The 18,530-nt window shown below is 48.7% G+C and carries 18 protein-coding genes; 11 read left to right on the top strand and 7 right to left on the bottom strand.

What is annotated here, in order from left to right; translation table 11 throughout:
- Positions 1–10: 10 nt before the first annotated feature.
- On the bottom strand, positions 11–1,087 hold the full coding sequence (locus tag Q7T66_RS04080) for an ABC transporter substrate-binding protein (protein WP_304932019.1): 1,077 nt from the start codon (positions 1,085–1,087) through the stop codon (positions 11–13).
- Between the two features lie 275 nt (positions 1,088–1,362).
- On the opposite strand from Q7T66_RS04080, the gene Q7T66_RS04075 reads away from it, so the two are divergent.
- From Q7T66_RS04075 to Q7T66_RS04060, 4 genes are all read left to right on the top strand, one after another.
- Entirely contained in the window at positions 1,363–2,052 is a 690-nt protein-coding gene (locus Q7T66_RS04075; RefSeq protein ID WP_370691610.1) for a hypothetical protein, read from the top strand.
- Positions 2,053–2,272: 220 nt separating this feature from the next.
- A complete protein-coding gene (locus Q7T66_RS04070; RefSeq protein WP_304932018.1) occupies positions 2,273–3,064 on the top strand; it encodes a GNAT family N-acetyltransferase in 792 nt (263 codons plus the stop codon).
- Entirely contained in the window at positions 3,061–3,945 is an 885-nt protein-coding gene (locus Q7T66_RS04065; RefSeq protein WP_304932017.1) for a UDP-2,3-diacylglucosamine diphosphatase, read from the top strand. Before Q7T66_RS04070 ends, Q7T66_RS04065 begins: the two co-directional genes overlap by 4 nt.
- A complete protein-coding gene (locus tag Q7T66_RS04060; protein WP_304932016.1) occupies positions 3,927–4,964 on the top strand; it encodes a glycosyltransferase family 1 protein in 1,038 nt (345 codons plus the stop codon). Before Q7T66_RS04065 ends, Q7T66_RS04060 begins: the two co-directional genes overlap by 19 nt.
- Positions 4,965–5,045: 81 nt before the next feature.
- Here Q7T66_RS04060 and sixA read toward each other — a convergent pair whose 3' ends face one another.
- Entirely contained in the window at positions 5,046–5,504 is a 459-nt protein-coding gene (gene sixA, locus Q7T66_RS04055) for a phosphohistidine phosphatase SixA (RefSeq protein WP_304932015.1), read from the bottom strand.
- 4 nt (positions 5,505–5,508) lie between these two features.
- Positions 5,509–7,608 (bottom strand): polyphosphate kinase 1, encoded by a 2,100-nt coding sequence (gene ppk1, locus Q7T66_RS04050; protein WP_304932327.1) that lies wholly within the window; start codon positions 7,606–7,608, stop codon positions 5,509–5,511.
- Between the two features lie 178 nt (positions 7,609–7,786).
- On the opposite strand from ppk1, the gene pstS reads away from it, so the two are divergent.
- From pstS to phoR, 7 genes are all read left to right on the top strand, one after another.
- Entirely contained in the window at positions 7,787–8,830 is a 1,044-nt protein-coding gene (pstS, locus tag Q7T66_RS04045; RefSeq protein ID WP_304932014.1) for a phosphate ABC transporter substrate-binding protein PstS, read from the top strand.
- A 113-nt stretch (positions 8,831–8,943) separates the two neighbouring features.
- The gene (gene pstC, locus Q7T66_RS04040; RefSeq protein WP_304932326.1) at positions 8,944–9,936 is read left to right on the top strand and encodes a phosphate ABC transporter permease subunit PstC; all 993 of its coding nucleotides are present in this window, start codon (positions 8,944–8,946) and stop codon (positions 9,934–9,936) included.
- A complete protein-coding gene (pstA, locus tag Q7T66_RS04035; RefSeq protein ID WP_304932013.1) occupies positions 9,933–10,817 on the top strand; it encodes a phosphate ABC transporter permease PstA in 885 nt (294 codons plus the stop codon). The genes pstC and pstA overlap by 4 nt, the downstream gene beginning before the upstream one ends.
- A 19-nt stretch (positions 10,818–10,836) precedes the next feature.
- Complete coding sequence (gene pstB, locus Q7T66_RS04030; protein ID WP_304932012.1) at positions 10,837–11,622, top strand: phosphate ABC transporter ATP-binding protein PstB; 786 nt, start codon at positions 10,837–10,839, stop codon at positions 11,620–11,622.
- A 107-nt stretch (positions 11,623–11,729) separates the two neighbouring features.
- Complete coding sequence (gene phoU / locus Q7T66_RS04025) at positions 11,730–12,440, top strand: phosphate signaling complex protein PhoU (protein ID WP_304932011.1); 711 nt, start codon at positions 11,730–11,732, stop codon at positions 12,438–12,440.
- Between the two features lie 4 nt (positions 12,441–12,444).
- The gene (phoB, locus tag Q7T66_RS04020) at positions 12,445–13,134 is read left to right on the top strand and encodes a phosphate regulon transcriptional regulator PhoB (RefSeq protein ID WP_304932010.1); all 690 of its coding nucleotides are present in this window, start codon (positions 12,445–12,447) and stop codon (positions 13,132–13,134) included.
- Between the two features lie 17 nt (positions 13,135–13,151).
- Entirely contained in the window at positions 13,152–14,450 is a 1,299-nt protein-coding gene (phoR, locus tag Q7T66_RS04015; RefSeq protein WP_304932009.1) for a phosphate regulon sensor histidine kinase PhoR, read from the top strand.
- A gap of 26 nt (positions 14,451–14,476) precedes the next feature.
- On the opposite strand, the gene rffA is transcribed toward phoR, so the two are convergent.
- The 4 genes from rffA to Q7T66_RS03995 all read right to left on the bottom strand — a co-directional run bounded on the left by rffA (position 14,477) and on the right by Q7T66_RS03995 (position 18,530).
- Positions 14,477–15,619 (bottom strand): dTDP-4-amino-4,6-dideoxygalactose transaminase, encoded by a 1,143-nt coding sequence (gene rffA / locus Q7T66_RS04010; protein WP_304932325.1) that lies wholly within the window; start codon positions 15,617–15,619, stop codon positions 14,477–14,479.
- A 78-nt stretch (positions 15,620–15,697) separates the two neighbouring features.
- On the bottom strand, positions 15,698–16,564 hold the full coding sequence (locus Q7T66_RS04005) for a trans-aconitate 2-methyltransferase (protein WP_304932008.1): 867 nt from the start codon (positions 16,562–16,564) through the stop codon (positions 15,698–15,700).
- Positions 16,561–16,983, bottom strand: coding sequence for a GtrA family protein (locus Q7T66_RS04000; protein WP_304932007.1), 423 nt, complete (start codon positions 16,981–16,983; stop codon positions 16,561–16,563). The genes Q7T66_RS04005 and Q7T66_RS04000 overlap by 4 nt, the downstream gene beginning before the upstream one ends.
- Positions 16,980–18,530 (bottom strand): amino acid adenylation domain-containing protein, encoded by a 1,551-nt coding sequence (locus tag Q7T66_RS03995; RefSeq protein WP_304932006.1) that lies wholly within the window; start codon positions 18,528–18,530, stop codon positions 16,980–16,982. Before Q7T66_RS03995 ends, Q7T66_RS04000 begins: the two co-directional genes overlap by 4 nt.

Below are 18,530 nucleotides of genomic sequence, written 5' to 3'. Positions count from 1 at the left end.
AATCCCTTACTCAAAATATCAGGCCATTCTTTTTGAATAGTGCGATATCGACATAGCTGGATAGATGATTGCTCTTGCCGGAACTCATGGACAGTCCGCCCAAGTCGATGTTCGTGTCTTGCGCCATCAAATCCTGTAATACCGTGCGGGTAGAGCGCTTGGAGCGTTGTATGGTTTTGCTCAAAGCCTTGGCCACTACAAAGCCTTCCAGCGTTAACGATGACGGCGGCTCATCACGATACTTCTTCATCATTGTCAAATGTTCGAGCTGGATCGGTGTCTTGCCAGTATTCGGGTTTGGTACTACTTGCGAAAATACGGTCCATTCCACAGCACGTGCGCCTGCCACTTCACGCAGAGTTTCCAGATTAATCAACGACGTGCCGGCAACATAGGTTTGCGAAGCAAACTTGCGGAATTCTTTCAGAAAAAGGGCGCTGCTAATCGTGTCGGCAATCACGATGACGAAACCCGGTTTGGTCGCGGCGAGACGGCTGGCTTCTTGCGCATTCAGTTTTTCGTTATTCCCCAAACGTACGGTGCCGGTCAAAGTTAATCCGCGCCCGCGCAACTCGGTGGACAGACTGCGGAAGGCTTCTTGCGTCGCCGGACCATCTTGATAAACGATGCCTACATTCTTGATCCCCAGCGGCGCGAAATGCGAAAGAATATGCTGCACTTCTTGCAGATAGCCAGGACGCCAGAACAATATCCGGTTGTTGTTCAACTCGATGGCATCGACCAGCGGTGCAAATAAAACCAGATTGCTGCGCTTGAACGCAGGCGCATTCAGCACTGCTTGCGTCACATTGTCACCGACGCCACCCAGCAAAAAGTCCACTTGATCACGTTCTATCAGCTCGGTCACTGCCTTGACCGCAACGGCAGGCGTCGCCTGATCATCACGCACGACGTATCTGACTTTTTTACCGTTGATGCCGCCGGTGGAATTCAGCGCATCGAAATAGGTTTTGATACCGGCGACATAATCGCGGCCGATAGCGGCGTTCGGGCTGGAAAGATCAATCGCCTGACCAACCACGATGGTGTTGGCATCTTCCGCAGAGAACGCGGCAGAGGGCATCATGAACGCAGCCGAAGCGATGGAGAGCGAGCACAGAAATCGAAAGATCATGAATGAAAGTCGTGGTTGTCGGATCAGACCCGAATTCTGCTTGGGAATTATGACCGCACCATGAATTCACAAAGCCGGTGATGGCTGCGGACAACAATGTGATGTCACGATATACAAAAAACGCATTTGCTAATACGCTCGCAAAGCAAGTCCCAGCGCTATTCTGCTTGCATTAATGGGATAAACTATATATATTATTTATACGATTTAAATTATAGGAGCACATCTTGTCGACAGAAAATCCAGTAAAGAGCCCAGTAAGTGAAGCAGCCAAGCCGGCAGTAACGCCAGTTACTACTGCCGCACCAGCTAAAAAAGCGGTTGCGAAAAAGGTAGTGACGAAAAAAGTGAGCAAGCCTGCAGTGAAGGCAGTAGCCAAGAAAGCTGCCGCGCCTGCAAAAAAAGCAGCCCCAAAAACCGCCGCAAAGAAAGCAGCCAAACCAGTCGCTAAAAAAGCGGCTACCAAAGCAGTGAAAAAAGTTGCAACGAAAGTAGCTACCAAAGCTGCACCTAAGAAAGCAGCAACCAAGAAAGTTGCCGCTAAAAAGCCTTCGGTCAATAAGCCAGTCGCGAAGCCAGTAACCAAGTCGGCCACTAAGCCAACCGCCAAGCCTTCGACTAAAGCTAAAGCAGCAAAACCTTTGGTAAAAGCGTCGCAAGCCAAGCCGGTCGCATTGCCAAAAGAAAAAGTCAAAAAAGCCAAGCTCGTCCGCGACAGCTTCACGATGCCTGAGATCGAATATCAAGTTTTGAGCGAAGTCAAAAAAGCCTTTTTGAAAGCCGGCGTATCGGTCAAGAAAAGCGAACTTTTGCGCGCAGGTGTTGCACTGATCAAAACACTGGATCTGAGCAAATTGAATGCCGTGATTTCAGCATTGTCACCGATCAAAGCTGGCCGTCCTAAAAACGACAAGTAAGCTTTGCAGATGGTCACAAGACATGCCGCATAGTGATTTGTCTGAACAATAAAAAAGCCGATGCTGATGCATCGGCTTTTTTATTGCCGGCTCAAAAATTGAAATTCAAACCTAAATTTAAATCGCTAGTGTTGTAGTGTCATCAAAATGACATGCTCCTGTCATTTTGCTGAAGTAATCAACAGTTACGCTTTGCTCGTCACAATACAAAGGACGACACATGCGATTACTGAATGCTTCTGCCGATACGACCTCCGCTTCCCCAAGACTGACCTTGAGTATGGCCAGCACGCCGGAAGAAGTGCGAGAAGTACAGCGTTTGCGTTACAAGGTATTTATCGAAGGGATGGGTTTGACCGCATTGGCAAACGCAGAACGCCTCGATAAAGATGAATACGATGCTTATTGCGATCACTTGATCGTACGCGATTCCACCACACTGAAAGTGGTCGGCACCTACCGTGTTTTGAGCCCGCAAGCTGCGCGCAAGGCAGGTGGTTTTTACTCCGAACAAGAATTCGATCTGAGCCGACTCGATAATTTACGTGGTCGCATTGCCGAAGCAGGCCGTGCTTGCATCCACCCAAAATACCGCAGCGGTGCTGTCATCATGATGCTGTGGGCAGGGATCGCGGCTTTCATGCAAAAAGAAAAATGCGAATACCTGATCGGCTGCGCCAGCATCAGTCTGGCAGACGGTGGCCACAATGCCGCGGCGCTGTATCACGCGATTGCGGAAACCAATCTGGCACCGGCTGAATATCGCATCAAACCTCACTTGCCGTTCCCGATAGCGGAGCGCGAAGCCGGCCATAAGCCGGATATGCCAGCGTTGATCAAAGGTTACTTGCGTAGCGGTGCGTGGATTTGCGGCGAACCGGCGTGGGATCCTGACTTCCATAGCGCAGATCTTTTCATGATGCTGCCGCTAGCCAAACTCGATAGCCGTTATGCGCGTCACTATCTTAAAGATGGCGCCAAAGATAAAGCCAAAGAGGACGCGCCAGCATGAAACTACGCGACCAGTTCCTGACGAAAGATTTTCTTGGCGCGGACACTGGTCATGCGCATGAAACCAAGCGTGAAAAAGCACGAGATCCGATTCGCTTCCGTACCATCTGGATCTCAGATGTTCATCTGGGAACCACCGGTTGCCAGGCACAACGTCTGCTGGAATTTTTACGCAGAACTGAGTCAGATACCTTGTATCTGGTTGGTGACATCATCGACGGCTGGCAGCTCAAGCGTCGCTGGTACTGGGATCAATCCCATAACAACGTCGTGCAAACGGTATTGAAAAAAGCCAAGAAGGGTACGGAAGTTATTTTCGTTCCCGGCAATCATGACGAAGCGGTACGCCAATTCATCGATCTGGATTTTGGTGGCATCCGCGTACGTGATGAATTGATCCATACGACAGCGCAAGGCAAACGGATGCTGGTGCTGCATGGCGATCGCTTCGACGGCGTGATCTCTTGTGCCAAGTGGTTGGCTTACGTTGGCGACAATCTGTACACGATGATCTTGAAATGGAATCAGTGGCTCAATAGCTGGCGCGCACGCGCTGGTTTGCCTTACTGGTCGCTGTCGCAATATTTGAAACTGAAAGTGAAGAATGCAGTCAGCTACATCTCTTCATTTGAAAATGCATTGGCGGCGGAAGCCAAACGGCGTGGCCTGGATGGCGTGATTTGCGGCCACATCCACAAGCCGGAAATTCGCGAAATCGATGGCATTACGTATTGCAACGACGGTGACTGGGTCGAGAGTTTGTCGGCGCTGGTCGAAGATCATACTGGCGAATTGCGTCTGGTCACATGGCAAGAAATTGTGATGCCACAGCAAAGCGCCAATTATCAAAAGGAAGAAGAACTATGCGTATCGCCATCATAACGGATGCCTGGGCACCGCAAGTCAACGGAGTCGTCAATACCCTGAAGGCCACGCGCAAGCAATTGCGCGCCAACGGCCATGCAGTGTTGATGGTGACGCCGGAAAACATGAAGACATATTCCTGCCCTAGTTATCCGGAAATTCGCCTCGCCTATAAGCCGTATGGCAAGGTCGCAGCGGCGCTGGATGATTTCGATGCAGACTGCATACACATCGCAACTGAAGGCCCGATGGGACTGGCTGCGCGACGTTACTGCATCAATCGTGGACTGGATTTCACGACCGCATATCACACACGTTTTCCGGAATATTTACGTGCGCGTTATCACTTGCCGCTGGCTTTGACGTATCGCTGGTTGAAGTGGTTTCATAAACCATCGAAGGCTGTGATGGTGCCGACACCGCGCATGCAGGATGCGCTGGAACTGAGCGGCTTCAAGAACGTGGTGCAATGGAGTCGTGGTGTCGATACCAATTACTTCAAACCAGGTCCGCGCGAAGAAGGGACCTTGAAGCGTCCACTGTATTTGTACGTGGGCCGCATCGCAGTCGAAAAGAATATTGAAGCTTTTCTGCAGATGGAATTGCCGGGGGCTAAATGGGTCATTGGCGATGGCCCTATGCGTGACGAGCTGGAAAAGAAATATCCTGAAGTGCGTTTTCTCGGATCCAAGCCGCATGAAGCGTTGCCGGCTTATTACAACTGTGCGGATGTCTTCGTATTTCCTAGTCGTACCGATACCTTTGGTTTGGTATTGATCGAAGCGATGGCTTGCGGTGTGCCGGTGGCAGCTTATCCGGTCGAAGGACCGATAGACGTTGTGGCACATGGCAAATCCGGCGTATTGGATACGGACTTGATGCGCGCTTGTTTTGAAGCCTTGAACTTGAAGCGTTCGACGGTCAGGGAACACGCTTTATGCTATTCGTGGAGCGCTGCGACTCAACAGTTTTTGAAGCATTTGCATCCGGTACGCAAGGCGAGCCATATTCCTGTTGTGCGTTCATCGTTGGCGTAATTTAAACGTTCACACGCACCTTCAAGACAAAAAAGCCGGCAGATATTATCTGCCGGCTTTTTCTTTAACGCTTGGAATTAATTACTTTGCCAGCAAATCCGGTGCCATTACTGCGCGTACATAATTGCCGGCAGTCTCGCCCTTATCGCGTTGCACTATCCACACTACATTACCTTTGCGGATAGTCCAGTCTTGCGATGCGCCGCTAATCAATAGCGAAGCGATTTGCCCCAAGGTTGGTTGGTGACCGACAATCAACACTGGCTCACGACTATCCGGCCAATGCGCTGCTGCGAGGATTTTTTCTGCGGTGGAATCAGGAGCCAAGTCATCGACGATCTTGAACTTGCGGCCTAATGCTTCTGCGGTTTGAACGGTACGGGTCGCCGGGCTGACCAGAATTTTGCAACTATTCGGCAAATTATGGTCCAGCCATTCGGCCATTTTCCATGCTTGCTTGTGGCCTTTTGCTGTCAAGGCGCGACCCTCGTCGGGTTCGCCCATTTCTGCTTCTGCATGTCGCCACAAGATCAATTCCATGTCCTTACTCCAAGGGCGTGCCTAGAACGCTCATCAAATGTTGTTGCGCGCTGAAGGCTGCAGCTTTGCCGCGCGGTTTGCGTTTTTGATAGACGCCGTTTGAATCCAGTTCCCACGAATTCATATTGTCTTTGAGGTAAGGATCCAGGCCTTCTGCTATGACGCGTTTCTTCAGGACTGGATCCAGAACCGGGAACGCGACTTCAATACGGCGGAACAGATTGCGGTTCATCCAGTCGGCGCTGGATAGATAAATGTCATGCGCCAGATCATTGCGGAAATAATAAATGCGGCTGTGCTCGAGGAAGCGTCCAACGACGGAGCGCACGCGGATGTTTTCCGACAAGCCTGGCACGCCTGGGCGCAAGGCGCAGGCGCCACGTACGATCAAGTCGATCTTCACGCCGTCCGCTGACGCCGCATACAGCGCGCGTATGACTGACTCATCCAGCAGTGCATTCATCTTGGCGATGATGCGGCCTGGTCGACCGGCCTTGGCAATCTTTGCTTCGTTGCGGATCGCCTTGATAAATTCCTTTTGCAAGGCAAATGGCGCGAGCCACAGATGATGCAGCGTTTTTGGCTTGGTTAGGCTGGTCAAATGAATAAAGACTTCATTGACCTCGGTAGCAAGCGCAGGATTGGCCGTCAGCAAACCAAAATCGGTATAAAACTTGGTGGTGCTTGGATGATAGTTACCAGTACCCATGTGCGCGTAGTAGCGCAGCGCACCTTCTTCACGACGGATCACGAGTGCCAGTTTGGCATGTGTTTTCAAACCAACCACGCCATAAACGACTTGCGCGCCTGCGCGTTCGAGTCTATCCGCCCAGTTGATATTTGCTTCTTCATCAAAGCGCGCCATCAGTTCAACAACAACGGTGACTTCTTTGCCGCGTTGCGCGGCGATGATCAATGATTCCATCAAGTCGGAATTCATGCCGGTACGATAAATCGTCTGCTTGATCGCGACCACGGATGGATCGTGTGCCGCGCTACGGATGAAATCGAGCACTGGCTGGAATGATTGGAAGGGATGGTGCAGGAGAACATCATGCTTGCTGATCACAGCGAACAAATCTGTATTGGCCAGCTTGGCGGGATACAAAGGCGAGTAGGGTTGAAAGCGCAGTTCTGGCTTCTTGACGTGATCAATCAGCTCGGACAGACGCACCATGTTGACCGGACCATCGACCGCATACAGGCGGTTTTTATCAATCGAGAATTGTTCCAGCAGGAATTGGGAAAGATGCGGTGGGCAATTTTTCGCGACTTCCAGACGTACGGCGACGCCGAAATTACGGCTTTGCAGTTCTCCTTGCAAGGCTTGACGCAGGTTTTTGACTTCTTCTTCATCTACCCACAGATCGCTGTTACGCGTCACGCGGAATTGCGAGTAGGCCAGCACTTCGCGTCCGGTAAACAAATCGTTGATGTGTGCATGGATGACGGAAGACAGCAAGCAGAACGAGATACCGTTTTTCGAAAGCTCAGGCGGCAATTGAATCACGCGCGGCAACACACGCGGTGCTTTCAAAATCGCGATCGCCGTACCGCGACCAAAAGCATCTTTGCCCGACAACTCAACAATGAAGTTCAAACTCTTGTTGACGACTTGTGGGAAGGGATGGGCTGGGTCGAGACCGATCGGTGTTAACAGTGGACGCACTTCACGGTCGAAATAGGATTTGACCCAGGCGCGTTGTGCTTCGTTACGATCTTGATCGCGTAATAAATGGATGCCTTGTTGCGCGAGCTGCGGCAAAACGTCTTCATTCAATACGCGATATTGGCGTTCGACGATTTGATGACATTCTGTGCCGGCGATCGCCAGCGCTGCCGACAGTGCGGGCGCTTCGATGATTTCGCCATCTACATGGTTATTCGCTAACAGGCTGGCAATCCGGACTTCAAACAATTCATCCAGATTATTACTAACAATACATAAGTATTTCAGGCGTTCCAGCAAAGGGACAGCCGGGTTCTCGGCCTGCGCCAAGACCCGGCGATTGAAGGCCAGCTGGGATAATTCGCGGTTTAAATAGATCGCGCTTTTAGACGGAATCGGTGGCGGAATAACTACTGCTGCGGCTTTCTTGTGCATTTTCTTGACTTTGGCCATTGGAATCTCGCAGAGTGTAGAGGCTCATTATGACAACTTAATGACAGCTATTTTTGCGCTTTATCAAGTTTATGACATCATTTTTGGGAAGTCATAAAGCTGTCATAATTGTTCGCTAGAGTTCGCACTGTCTTATTTAGTTAACCCCTAAGGAGCAGATATGCGATTGAATCAATTTGTAAAAACCGCTGTAGTTGCTGCAGGTGCAGCAGTGGCGTTCTCGTCCGCAGTAGCTGCTGATATCACCGGCGCTGGTGCAACATTCCCATACCCAATTTATTCAAAATGGGCAGAATCCTATAAAGCAGTCACCGGCACGGGCATGAACTATCAGTCCATCGGTTCCGGCGGCGGCATCAAACAAATCAAGGCTAAAACCGTTGATTTCGGCGCATCCGACATGCCTTTGAAAGCAGAAGAACTGGAAACTGAAGGCTTGATCCAGTTCCCGGCGATCATGGGCGGCGTGGTGCCTATCGTCAATTTGGACGGTGTTACACCTGGCCAATTGAAATTTACACCTGAAGTGATCGCTGCGATCTACCTCGGCAAAGTCGTTAAATGGAACGATCCACAAATCGTTGCATTGAACCCAACTGCCAAGCTGACAGATCAAGACATCACCGTTGTTCACCGTTCGGACGGATCGGGCACCACATTCTTGTGGACCGACTTCTTGTCAAAAACTGTTCCTGAATTCCAAAAAGAAGTCGGCGCAGGCACAGCAGTTAAATGGCCAGCAGGCGTAGGCGGCAAAGGTAACGAAGGCGTTGCAGCTAACGTTCAACGTATCAAAGGTTCGATCGGCTATGTTGAATACGCATACGCTAAAAAGAACAAAATGTCGCACACACAGTTGAAAAACCGTGACGGTCAATTTGTACAACCTGACGACGACACTTTCAAAGCTGCAGCTGCAGGTGCTGACTGGGCGAAAACACCAGGCATGGGCGTGGTTCTGACCAACCAGGCTGGCAAAGCTAGCTGGCCTATCACTGGCGCATCGTTCATTCTTTTCCACAAATCGCAAGCATCGGCTGAGAAAGCTAAAGAAGTGTTGAAATTCTTTGACTGGTCTTACAAAAATGGTGGTGCGATGGCGAGTGAGTTGGACTATGTTGCGATGCCACCTGCGGTCGTCAAACTGGTTCAGGAATCCTGGAAAGCAAATATTAAAGATGCTTCCGGCAAGGCTGTTTGGTAAGAGCTGATTCAATCGCTGTCTAATGTTACACAGAGCTGCAGCCGGTTGGCTGCAGCTCTACTTAACTACCAAATATTATGAGCGCAACTCCAAACGCACTTTCTGCACACGCCATGAATATCGATAAAGAAAATAGTGAAGGCGGCATTTTCAGCAAAGCGCTGATGGCCACGATGCGCAAGCAGCGGCTTCAGGATTTCCTTTTCCATAAAATAACGTTCATCTTTGCGTTAAGCGTGTTATTCGTCCTGCTCGGCATCATCGCCTCGTTGATGATCGGTGCATGGCCTGCTTTAAAAGAATTCGGTTTGCCGTTTGTTACCAGCGTTGAGTGGGATCCAGTCAACGATAAATACGGCGCGGCGATTGCAATCGTCGGCACCTTGGTTACATCGTTTATCGCCTTGCTGATTGCTTTCCCGATCAGCTTCGGCATTGCATTATTCCTCACTGAAATATGCCCAGCCTGGCTCAAACGTCCTTTGGGTACTGCAGTTGAATTGCTGGCCGGTGTGCCGAGCATCATCTACGGTATGTGGGGTTTGTTTGTCTTTGCTCCGCTGTTCTCGGATTACATCCAGCCTGCGCTGGCTTCCACTCTTGGACACTTGCCGGTCATCGGCAACCTGTTCAAAGGCCCGCAAATGGGTATCGGTATTCTTGCCGCCGGCATCATCCTCGCCGTCATGATCATTCCGTTCATCGCATCGGTGATGCGTGATGTGTTCGAGATCGTGCCACCGGTATTGAAAGAATCCGCATACGCACTCGGCTGCACCAAGTGGGAAGTGGTTCGCAAAGTCGTATTGCCATACACCCGCATCGGCGTAGTCGGCGGCGTAATGCTCGGCCTCGGTCGCGCACTCGGCGAAACGATGGCGATTACCTTCGTGATTGGTAATGCGCACAAGCTGTCTTGGTCGCTGTTCGCCGCTGGTAACAGTATTGCATCGACACTGGCGAATGAATTTGCGGAAGCAGAATCTGTATTGCATGTGTCATCGCTGTTTGCACTCGGCCTGATCCTGTTCGTGATTACCTTTATCGTCTTGTCAGCTGCAAAAATCATGCTGATGGGTATGTCCCGCAAGGAGGGTTCGAAATGAGTGCAGTCTTGAAAGCAGAAGACCTAAAAGAAACGATGAATCCGGTTTATCGCAAACGCCTGTTGATCCATCGCGTCGGGATTGCCTTGTCTTTCCTTGCGATGATCATCGGTTTGTTCTTCCTAATGTGGATTCTGTTCACGCTGGTAATCAAAGGCGTGGGCGCAATCAACTGGGCAATTTTCACGCAAACGACACCAGCGCCAGGCAGTGAAGGCGGCGGTTTGATGAACGCGATTGTCGGCAGCTTGTTCATGGTGGGCGCAGCAGTTTTCATCAGCACGCCGATTGGTATTCTGGCGGGTATTTATCTGGCGGAATACGGCGAAGTCAGCTGGTTTGCGAAAGTCACACGTTTTGTTACCGACATCATGTTGTCGGCGCCATCGATCGTGATTGGCTTGTTCATCTACGCAATCTATGTGGCGAACGTCAAACATTTCTCTGGCTGGGCTGGCAGTTTTGCGATCTCGTTGATTGCGATCCCCGTCGTGGTGCGTACTACTGACAATATGTTGGGTCTGGTACCGACCAGTCTGCGTGAAGCTGCGTTTGCACTGGGTGCACCGCGCTGGCGTGTTGCGACATTCGTGCGTTTGCGTGCAGTCAAAGCTGGTGTGATTACCGGCGTCTTGTTGGCAGTGGCGCGCATCTCTGGTGAAACTGCACCTTTGCTGTTCACTGCATTGAATAACCAGTTTTACAGCGCGAACATGAATGCGCCTATGGCCAACTTGCCAGTGGTGATTTACCAGTTCGCGATGAGTCCTTACGACAACTGGCGCTCACTGGCATGGGGCGGCGCATTGCTGATTACCTTTAGCGTACTGGCATTGAACATTGCATCACGTACCTTGTTCAATCAAAAGATTAATAACTGATTTTTCCAAAGCGAACGCTATGACTACTCAAACGTCTTTGAATACCTCCGGCAAGAAAACGCTGGATATCAGAAACCTCAATTTTTATTACGGTGCTTTTCAAGGCCTGAAAAATATCAATTTGAGCATTGAAGATAAAAAAGTAACTGCCTTCATCGGTCCGTCCGGTTGCGGTAAATCAACGTTGCTGCGCACCTTCAATCGCATGTATGACTTGTACCCGGGTCAACGTGCGGAAGGCGAGATCATGTACCACGGCAAAAACATTCTTGAGCCGGGTCAGGACGTCAACATGTTGCGCGCCAAGGTCGGCATGGTATTCCAGAAGCCAACGCCATTCCCGATGTCGGTTTACGACAACATCGCTTTCGGTGTGCGTTTGTACGAGAACCTGCCTAAGGGCGAAATGGATGAGCGCGTCGAATGGGCTTTGAATAAAGCCGCGCTGTGGACCGAGGTCAAAGACAAGCTTCACAAAAGTGGTTTGAGTTTGTCCGGTGGTCAGCAACAACGTTTGTGTATCGCACGCGGTGTCGCGGTCAAACCTGACGTCTTGTTGCTGGATGAACCGACTTCTGCGCTGGATCCAATTTCGACTGCAAAGATCGAGGAATTGATCAGCGAATTGAAGGGTGATTACACCATCGCAATCGTTACGCATAATATGCAACAAGCGGCGCGTTGTTCGGATTACACCGCTTATATGTATCTGGGTGAGTTGGTTGAATTCGGTGAAACCGATCAGATCTTCATGAACCCAAATAAAAAAGATACACAGGATTACATCACCGGTCGCTTCGGCTGATTCGCAAAAGAATTAAAAGAAAAAACAGCTGTGTGTATGCATTTGATTTCAAGCGCTACACGCGACCATTTAATAGAATGCAGTAAATTCCAATTAGGAGAAACCTGATGCCAGGCGAACACTCTTCCAAGCAATACGACACGGATCTGGAAACCATCCGTTCCAAAGTATTGGCTATGGGCGGTCTTGTAGAAAGCCAGTTTCAAGATGCGATTTCATGCTTCAGAACCGGCAACGTGCCGCAAGCCGAACAAGTCATCAAGGCAGATGAAAACGTCAATAATCTGGAAGTGTCACTCGATGACGCTTGCAGCCACTTGATCGTCAAACGTCAACCTACCGCAAACGATTTGCGTACCGTGATGGCAACCATCAAGGTGATTACTGATCTGGAACGTATCGGTGACGAAGCGACCAAGATTGCACGCGCTGCGAAAAATATCACTGAGCGCGGCGTCACCACGATCAATCATTACGAAACGATTCGTGTGATGTCGGTTAGTGCCAGCAATATGCTGCACGATGCGCTGGACGCATTTGCCCGTCTCGACGGCAAACAAGCGATTCGTTTGATTGCACAGGATGAATTGGTCGATCACGAATTTCGCTCGATCATGCGTACGCTGATCACCTTCATGATGGAAGATCCGCGTACAATTTCCGGAGCGCTGGATACCTTGTGGGTTGCCAAGGCAATCGAACGCATCGGTGACCATGCAAAGAACATTGCTGAATACGTGATTTACATCGTCGAAGGCAAAGATATTCGCCACACCGACTACGCAGCAACGCAACTGGAAGACCGTACCACTAACTAAAACTATGGCTGCTGAAAAACCTACGATACTGATAGTTGAAGATGAACCACCGATTATTGAATTGGTGACGTTCACATTAAAGGGCGCAGGTTGGAATGTCGCTGCGGTACAAACGGCAGGCGAAGCTTGGGATTTTATCCAGCAACGCTTGCCGCAGTTGATTTTGCTGGACTGGATGTTGCCCGATCAAAGCGGCTTGCGTTTGCTGTCACGCATCCGTTCTGACCGACAGTTCAATGAACTGCCTATCATCATGCTGACTGCAAAAAGCATGGAAGAGGACAAAATTGCTGGTCTGGATAATGGCGCTGATGACTACGTCACCAAACCGTTTTCTCCACGTGAACTGACAGCGCGTATCAACGCATTGTTACGTCGCAAGACCCCAGAACATTCGCAAACCTTGATGACCGCCGGAAAAATCAGTCTCGATCCGGTCAGCTGCAGCGTCAGCATGAACGATGAAAAAATCGAGATCGGCCATGCCGAATTCAAGTTGCTGAAGTTTTTCCTCGCACATCCTGATCGCGTATTTTCCCGCAGCCAGTTGCTGGATAAAGTGTGGGGCGATCACGTCGTGATCGAAGAACGCACAGTCGATGTCCACGTTTTGCGCTTGCGCAAGGCATTGAAAGATGCAGAAAACTTGATCAAAACGGTGCGTAGTGTAGGCTATATGCTCTCAGAAAAATAAGTCAAAGCCAGCCGTCTATGAATCCTCAGTTGCTGTTCTGGATACCCGCAACACTGCGGCTGTCTTTTATCCTGATTGCCACCGGCATACTCTGGTATTTTTTCGGTCCTGTCGTCGGACTATCCGCCGGACTTGTTTGCGTCCTTATCCTGATAGTCATTCAGCTTCAATACCTCTATTTGTTAAGCGCTTGGCTTGATCACCCCGATAGCGAAAAATTGCCCGATGGCTGGGGTGCATGGACTGATATTTTCTCGCGCCTGTATCGCCTGCGTCGCGATGACGAACGTAACCGTACCGAACTGACTGAATGGCTGGCGCGCTTCCGCCAGGCGATGAGCTTGCTGCCGGATGGTGTCGTCATCATGGACGACGTACTCTTCCTTGAATGGTGCAATCCCGCAGCTGAACGCCATCTCGGCCTGAACAACGGCCGCGACAAAGGTATGCGCGTCACCAACTTGATCCGCAGTCCTGACTTCATCGACTACATCATCCTAGGTCGCTACGAACAGCCGCTGACGCTCAGCCTGAAAGATCGCAAGCTGATAGTCCAGATCATCCCATTTGAAAATCGCCGCCAGATTCTAGTCACGCATGACGCGACCGAAACCGATCGTATCGAAATGATGCGCAGAGACTTTATCGCCAACGCCTCGCACGAACTGCGCACGCCTCTGACCGTCATCAACGGCTTCCTGGAAATCGCCCAGACCCAGCCAGAGCTGGACCAGACCATCCGCATGTCGCACTTGAAGCTGATGATAGAGCAGGGCCAGCGTATGCAGAATCTTGTCGAAGATATGTTGACGCTGACCAGACTGGAATCAATCGACTACCCAGTACGGCCGGAGCACGTCAATATTCATAATCTGCTTGATCAGATCAAGCAGGAAGCTGAGGCCTTATCCGGCGGCCGACATGAAATTTCCCTGACGATAGATGGCCCGGACATCGAAGGCAGTACTGATGAATTACGCAGCGCCTTTAGCAATCTGGTCTCCAATGCGGTGCGCTATACGCCAGAAGGTGGCCGCATCGACATTAAATGGAAAAACACCGAAGCCGGCCCGCAATTTTCAGTGAAAGACAGCGGCATAGGCATTCGCGCTGAACATATTATTCGTCTGACTGAACGTTTCTATCGCGTAGACAAGAGCCGCTCCCGCGAAACCCAGGGCACCGGTTTAGGCCTGGCGATCGTCAAGCATGTGCTGCTGCGGCATGGCGCGGTGCTGGCTATTGATTCGCAGCCGGAGATGGGGAGTACGTTTATTGTGCGATTTGCTACCCCAAAGACAGCCATTTCGATGTGAAATTATAGTATGAGAAAATAGTTATGCTAAGTAAGGATACGTTTTAGCAGACTTACGATTCGCTCTTGTTGTTCAGACTCTAGCCCAACCCATAGCGGCAAACGAATCAGACGTTCTGATTGTTCATTAGTGACATTCATCGTTCCATGAATGCGGCCATAACGCTTTCCCGCAGGTGAGGAATGCAAGGGAACATAGTGAAAAACAGAATTTATACCATTAAGCTTTAGTTCTGATAAGACCTGTTGCCGATCAATATCAGACGCTAGCAATATATAAAACATATGAGCATTGTGCGTGCATGTGCCTGGAATAATTGGACATCGAAGCAAGCCTCGTTCTTCTAGCGGTTTTAACGCAGCATAGTAGCGATCCCAAATTGCGAGTCGACTATTTGTAATAGTGTTTGCTGCTTCAAGTTGAGCCCAGAGAAATGCAGCAGTCAGCTCTCCTGGTAAAAATGACGATCCAACCTCTTGCCAAGTGTATTTATCTACTTCTCCGCGAAAAAAACGACTGCGGTCGGTACCTTTTTCTCGAATGATCTCTGCCCGGGTAGCTAGAGTGGGGTCGTTTACGATCAAAGCCCCACCTTCACCTGAGATTATGTTTTTAGTTTCGTGAAAGCTGAATGCGCCAATATGCCCAATGCTTCCAAGTGCTCGTCCTTTGTAGCTAGCCATAACTCCTTGCGCCGCATCCTCAACCACTTGAAGCCCATGCTGGTTCGCGATTTGCATGATTGTATCCATCTCGCATGCAACCCCGGCGTAGTGGACCGGTACGATCGCTTTGGTACGGCTTGTGATGGCACTTTCTATCAGACGTTCATCTATATTAAGCGTGTCTTCGCGAATATCTATAAATACCGGTACGCCACCACGTAGAACAAATGCGTTAGCTGTGGAAACGAATGTGTACGAAGGCATAATAATTTCGTCACCAGGCTCGATATCTAGCAATAGCGCTGCCATTTCTAATGCAGCCGTGCATGAATGTGTTAAAAGCGCCTTACTACAACCGGTGTTGATCTCTAACCATTCATGACAAAGTTTGGTAAAGGGTCCGTCCCCAGCAAGCATGTTGTTGGATTTAGCATTCTTGATGTAAGAAATCTCTTTGCCTGTCATATAAGGCTTATTGAAAGGGATGTTCTGATTATGATCCATGGCTTTAACTTTATTTTTATAGTCGGCATCGAACAAGCTCTTCAAGACGCCACAAAATAGATTCTGACTACACAGTGATTATAATTTTCGAGCAATGATTAAACGTGAACCACCGATAGGAAATCGGATTCCGCATTTGATTAAATAACGTTCAGCATCGAGTACGGATTCCAGAATGCGATTTATCATAGGGTTGATTTGGAGACCATTTCCATTTACTTTGTTATCGTATTTCTTAGATTTAATTCGGCTAAGAAACATCAAAGGCAAAAGAAATGTAACGAAAGAGGTACTAAACAAAACTTCGAAACCAGCTTTCTTGATTTTTTCATGTATTTCTACTGAGCTATATCTTCGTTCGTGACAGGCTTCTACATCCACATGGCTCCATAACCATTGATGTTGTGGCACTGTAATAAGACATCCTCCACCAGGCTTGATAGCTTTATGTATGCAGGCAATAGCCTGCATATCTTCTTTAATATGTTCAATGACGTCAAAAGCTGCAACGACATCGAATTCTTCAAAATAGGGGAGATGCCTCGCGTCGGCTTGGACCAATTCAGCGTTTGGCAGTCGCTGACCGGCGAACTTTAATCCAGCAGTAAATATTTCACTTCCCGTTAGTCTTATTTGTGGAAAAGCCTTCGCCAATCCAGATAACACAAATCCTGTTCCGCAACCTACTTCAAGCAAGGACTGGGATTGAGGAAAATATTTTTTTAACGCCCACTGAATCACTTTATTTCTGGAGCGAAACCAAAAATAGTTTTCCTCTGCTTTTGCCAACTCGCCAAAATGATGTGATTTGAAGCCACTACCTGTCTTGGCTAGTTCTGGTGCCCAAGAAATAAATCCATCGATTTCTGCGGGCAGGAAATTACAGTTTTTACAAGCATTATGCAGATCTTTATTTATTTCGCTGCAGGCTGGGCAAATAATCATGGACTGGAAGCCTTATTGTTTTTTGTCGGTGGAAAAACAAAAAGTTTGAGTAGGACGAATAGTATTGCAGCGACAGCAAAAATAGCTAATGCTTGTACTGCTTGATGAGGGAAACCAAGTTTATCCGAAAGGATAAACAACATCATGAAGTTGATGAGGTAACCGAATATGTACACTAACAAGTATCTAAGTAATGAACTTTTTCCACTTCCGTCATAAGAAAAAGAGTACTTTGAATGCCCCCAAAATCCTATTGCGATCCCAATAGGATAAAGAATGGAAATAGTGATTTTCGGATCAACGCCTGTCCAAGTGATCAATAGATAAACAAGATACCCCAAGAGATTGTTAAGCAACCCTATTACGGCATAACGAATTAACTGGCGCAATCCAGCATTAGTCGGCAGCCACGGTTTCATGCTTGCTTCTGTGTATGAGCCAAGAGCTGTTGTCTATCTACTTTTCCGTTTGGATTTTTTGGTAGCTCCTGCAAAATCAGAATTTGACTTGGGAGCATGTACTCGGGAAGGAGCTTCGCTAAATCAGTAAGCAAAGATTTTTCATCAAGAACCATAGTGCTAGCGACGAAACCGATGAGTTTGCCATAAGCTGTATTCGTTCTTTGATAGATAACGGCAGCTTGACTTATGTGCGAGAGCTTGACCAAAGCATGCTCAATTTCTTCCAACTCAATCCGATAACCCATATGCTTTATTTGATTGTCTTTACGACCGATAAAATACAATTCTCCGTCGATCTCACGCACGAGATCTCCAGTTTTGTACATGCGTTTCATAAAACGATCTGGTTCATGCAATGTCAGGAAGGATGCGGCACTACGTTCCAGATCATTAAAGTAACCTGACGCGACATTTGGGCCAATCAAGCAAAGTTCGCCTACGTCAGAGTCCTTTTCTTCTTCGTTGAGAATACGGTAGTCAAAGTTAGGGTTCAATTTCCCTAGAGGGGGTAAACCATCAATTTCTTTGAAATCTTTTTCGCTTAAATTGTAAGCACTACATATGCAGGTGCATTCGGTTGGGCCATAAACATTTGTCACTTTTGATTGTGCAGAGAATAGGGAGTACAGCTTCTTTAATTCTATTTTGGGATAGCCCTCGCCACCAAAAACAATATAGCGGAGGCTAGGTAATACAGCCGGAGTAAAGGCCTTCATTGCCATTAGGTAAATTAACAGAGAAGGAACTGAAAACCAGATGCTGCATTGCATTTTTTCAACATAAGCAGTCAATTCGTATGGGCTGCTCATCAGTTCGCGATAGATAGGGGTGAGTGATGCGCCAGAGAAAAGCCCGACATAAAAATCAAATACCGAATTGTCGAAATACATAGGACTTAGATTCGCAAAATTGTCCTGAACGCCGACATTAAAGTACTTTTGTCCCCATGCGATAAAATGCAAAACGTTTTGGTGTGTGACGGCAACTCCTTTGGGAGTTCCCGTGGAACCTGAAGTGAACATGACATACGCTATGGATGCTCCATCCACACGAGTCATGATTGATTTTTGTTTTTCCAGATCGCTCTCAGATGCTTTCGAGAGCATTTCAAATTCCAACGCTATCGCTCTGCAATTGTTCTCCGCAGCTAGTTTTTGAATTTTTTCTGCGTATCTTTGATCATCATAAAACAGTAAAGCTGTTCCGCTCACTTTGAGAATACGCGAATTGCGCGCTAATGGAGATTCCACATCGAGATTGACATAGGCTATGCCCAGCTTTATAGCTGCCAACATCAATGCGTACGACAATGGGCGTTTGTTGTTTGCAATAGCCACTATGTCGCCATGACACAAACCTTGGTCGAGTAAGAACTGTGCCAAACTATCGACCAAAGTAGCTAATTGGGTATAGCTATATTCATGCTCTGCATAACGTAAGGCAGGCTGCGCTGCGTATTGGGTTACTACCTCAGAAAAGTACAGGGAGAGATTGTAATGTTGCAT

It is taken from the genome of Herminiimonas sp., from assembly GCF_030655415.1.
The sequence above is the reverse complement of the archived record's forward strand: the minus strand, read 5'-3'. Positions and strand labels throughout refer to the sequence as shown.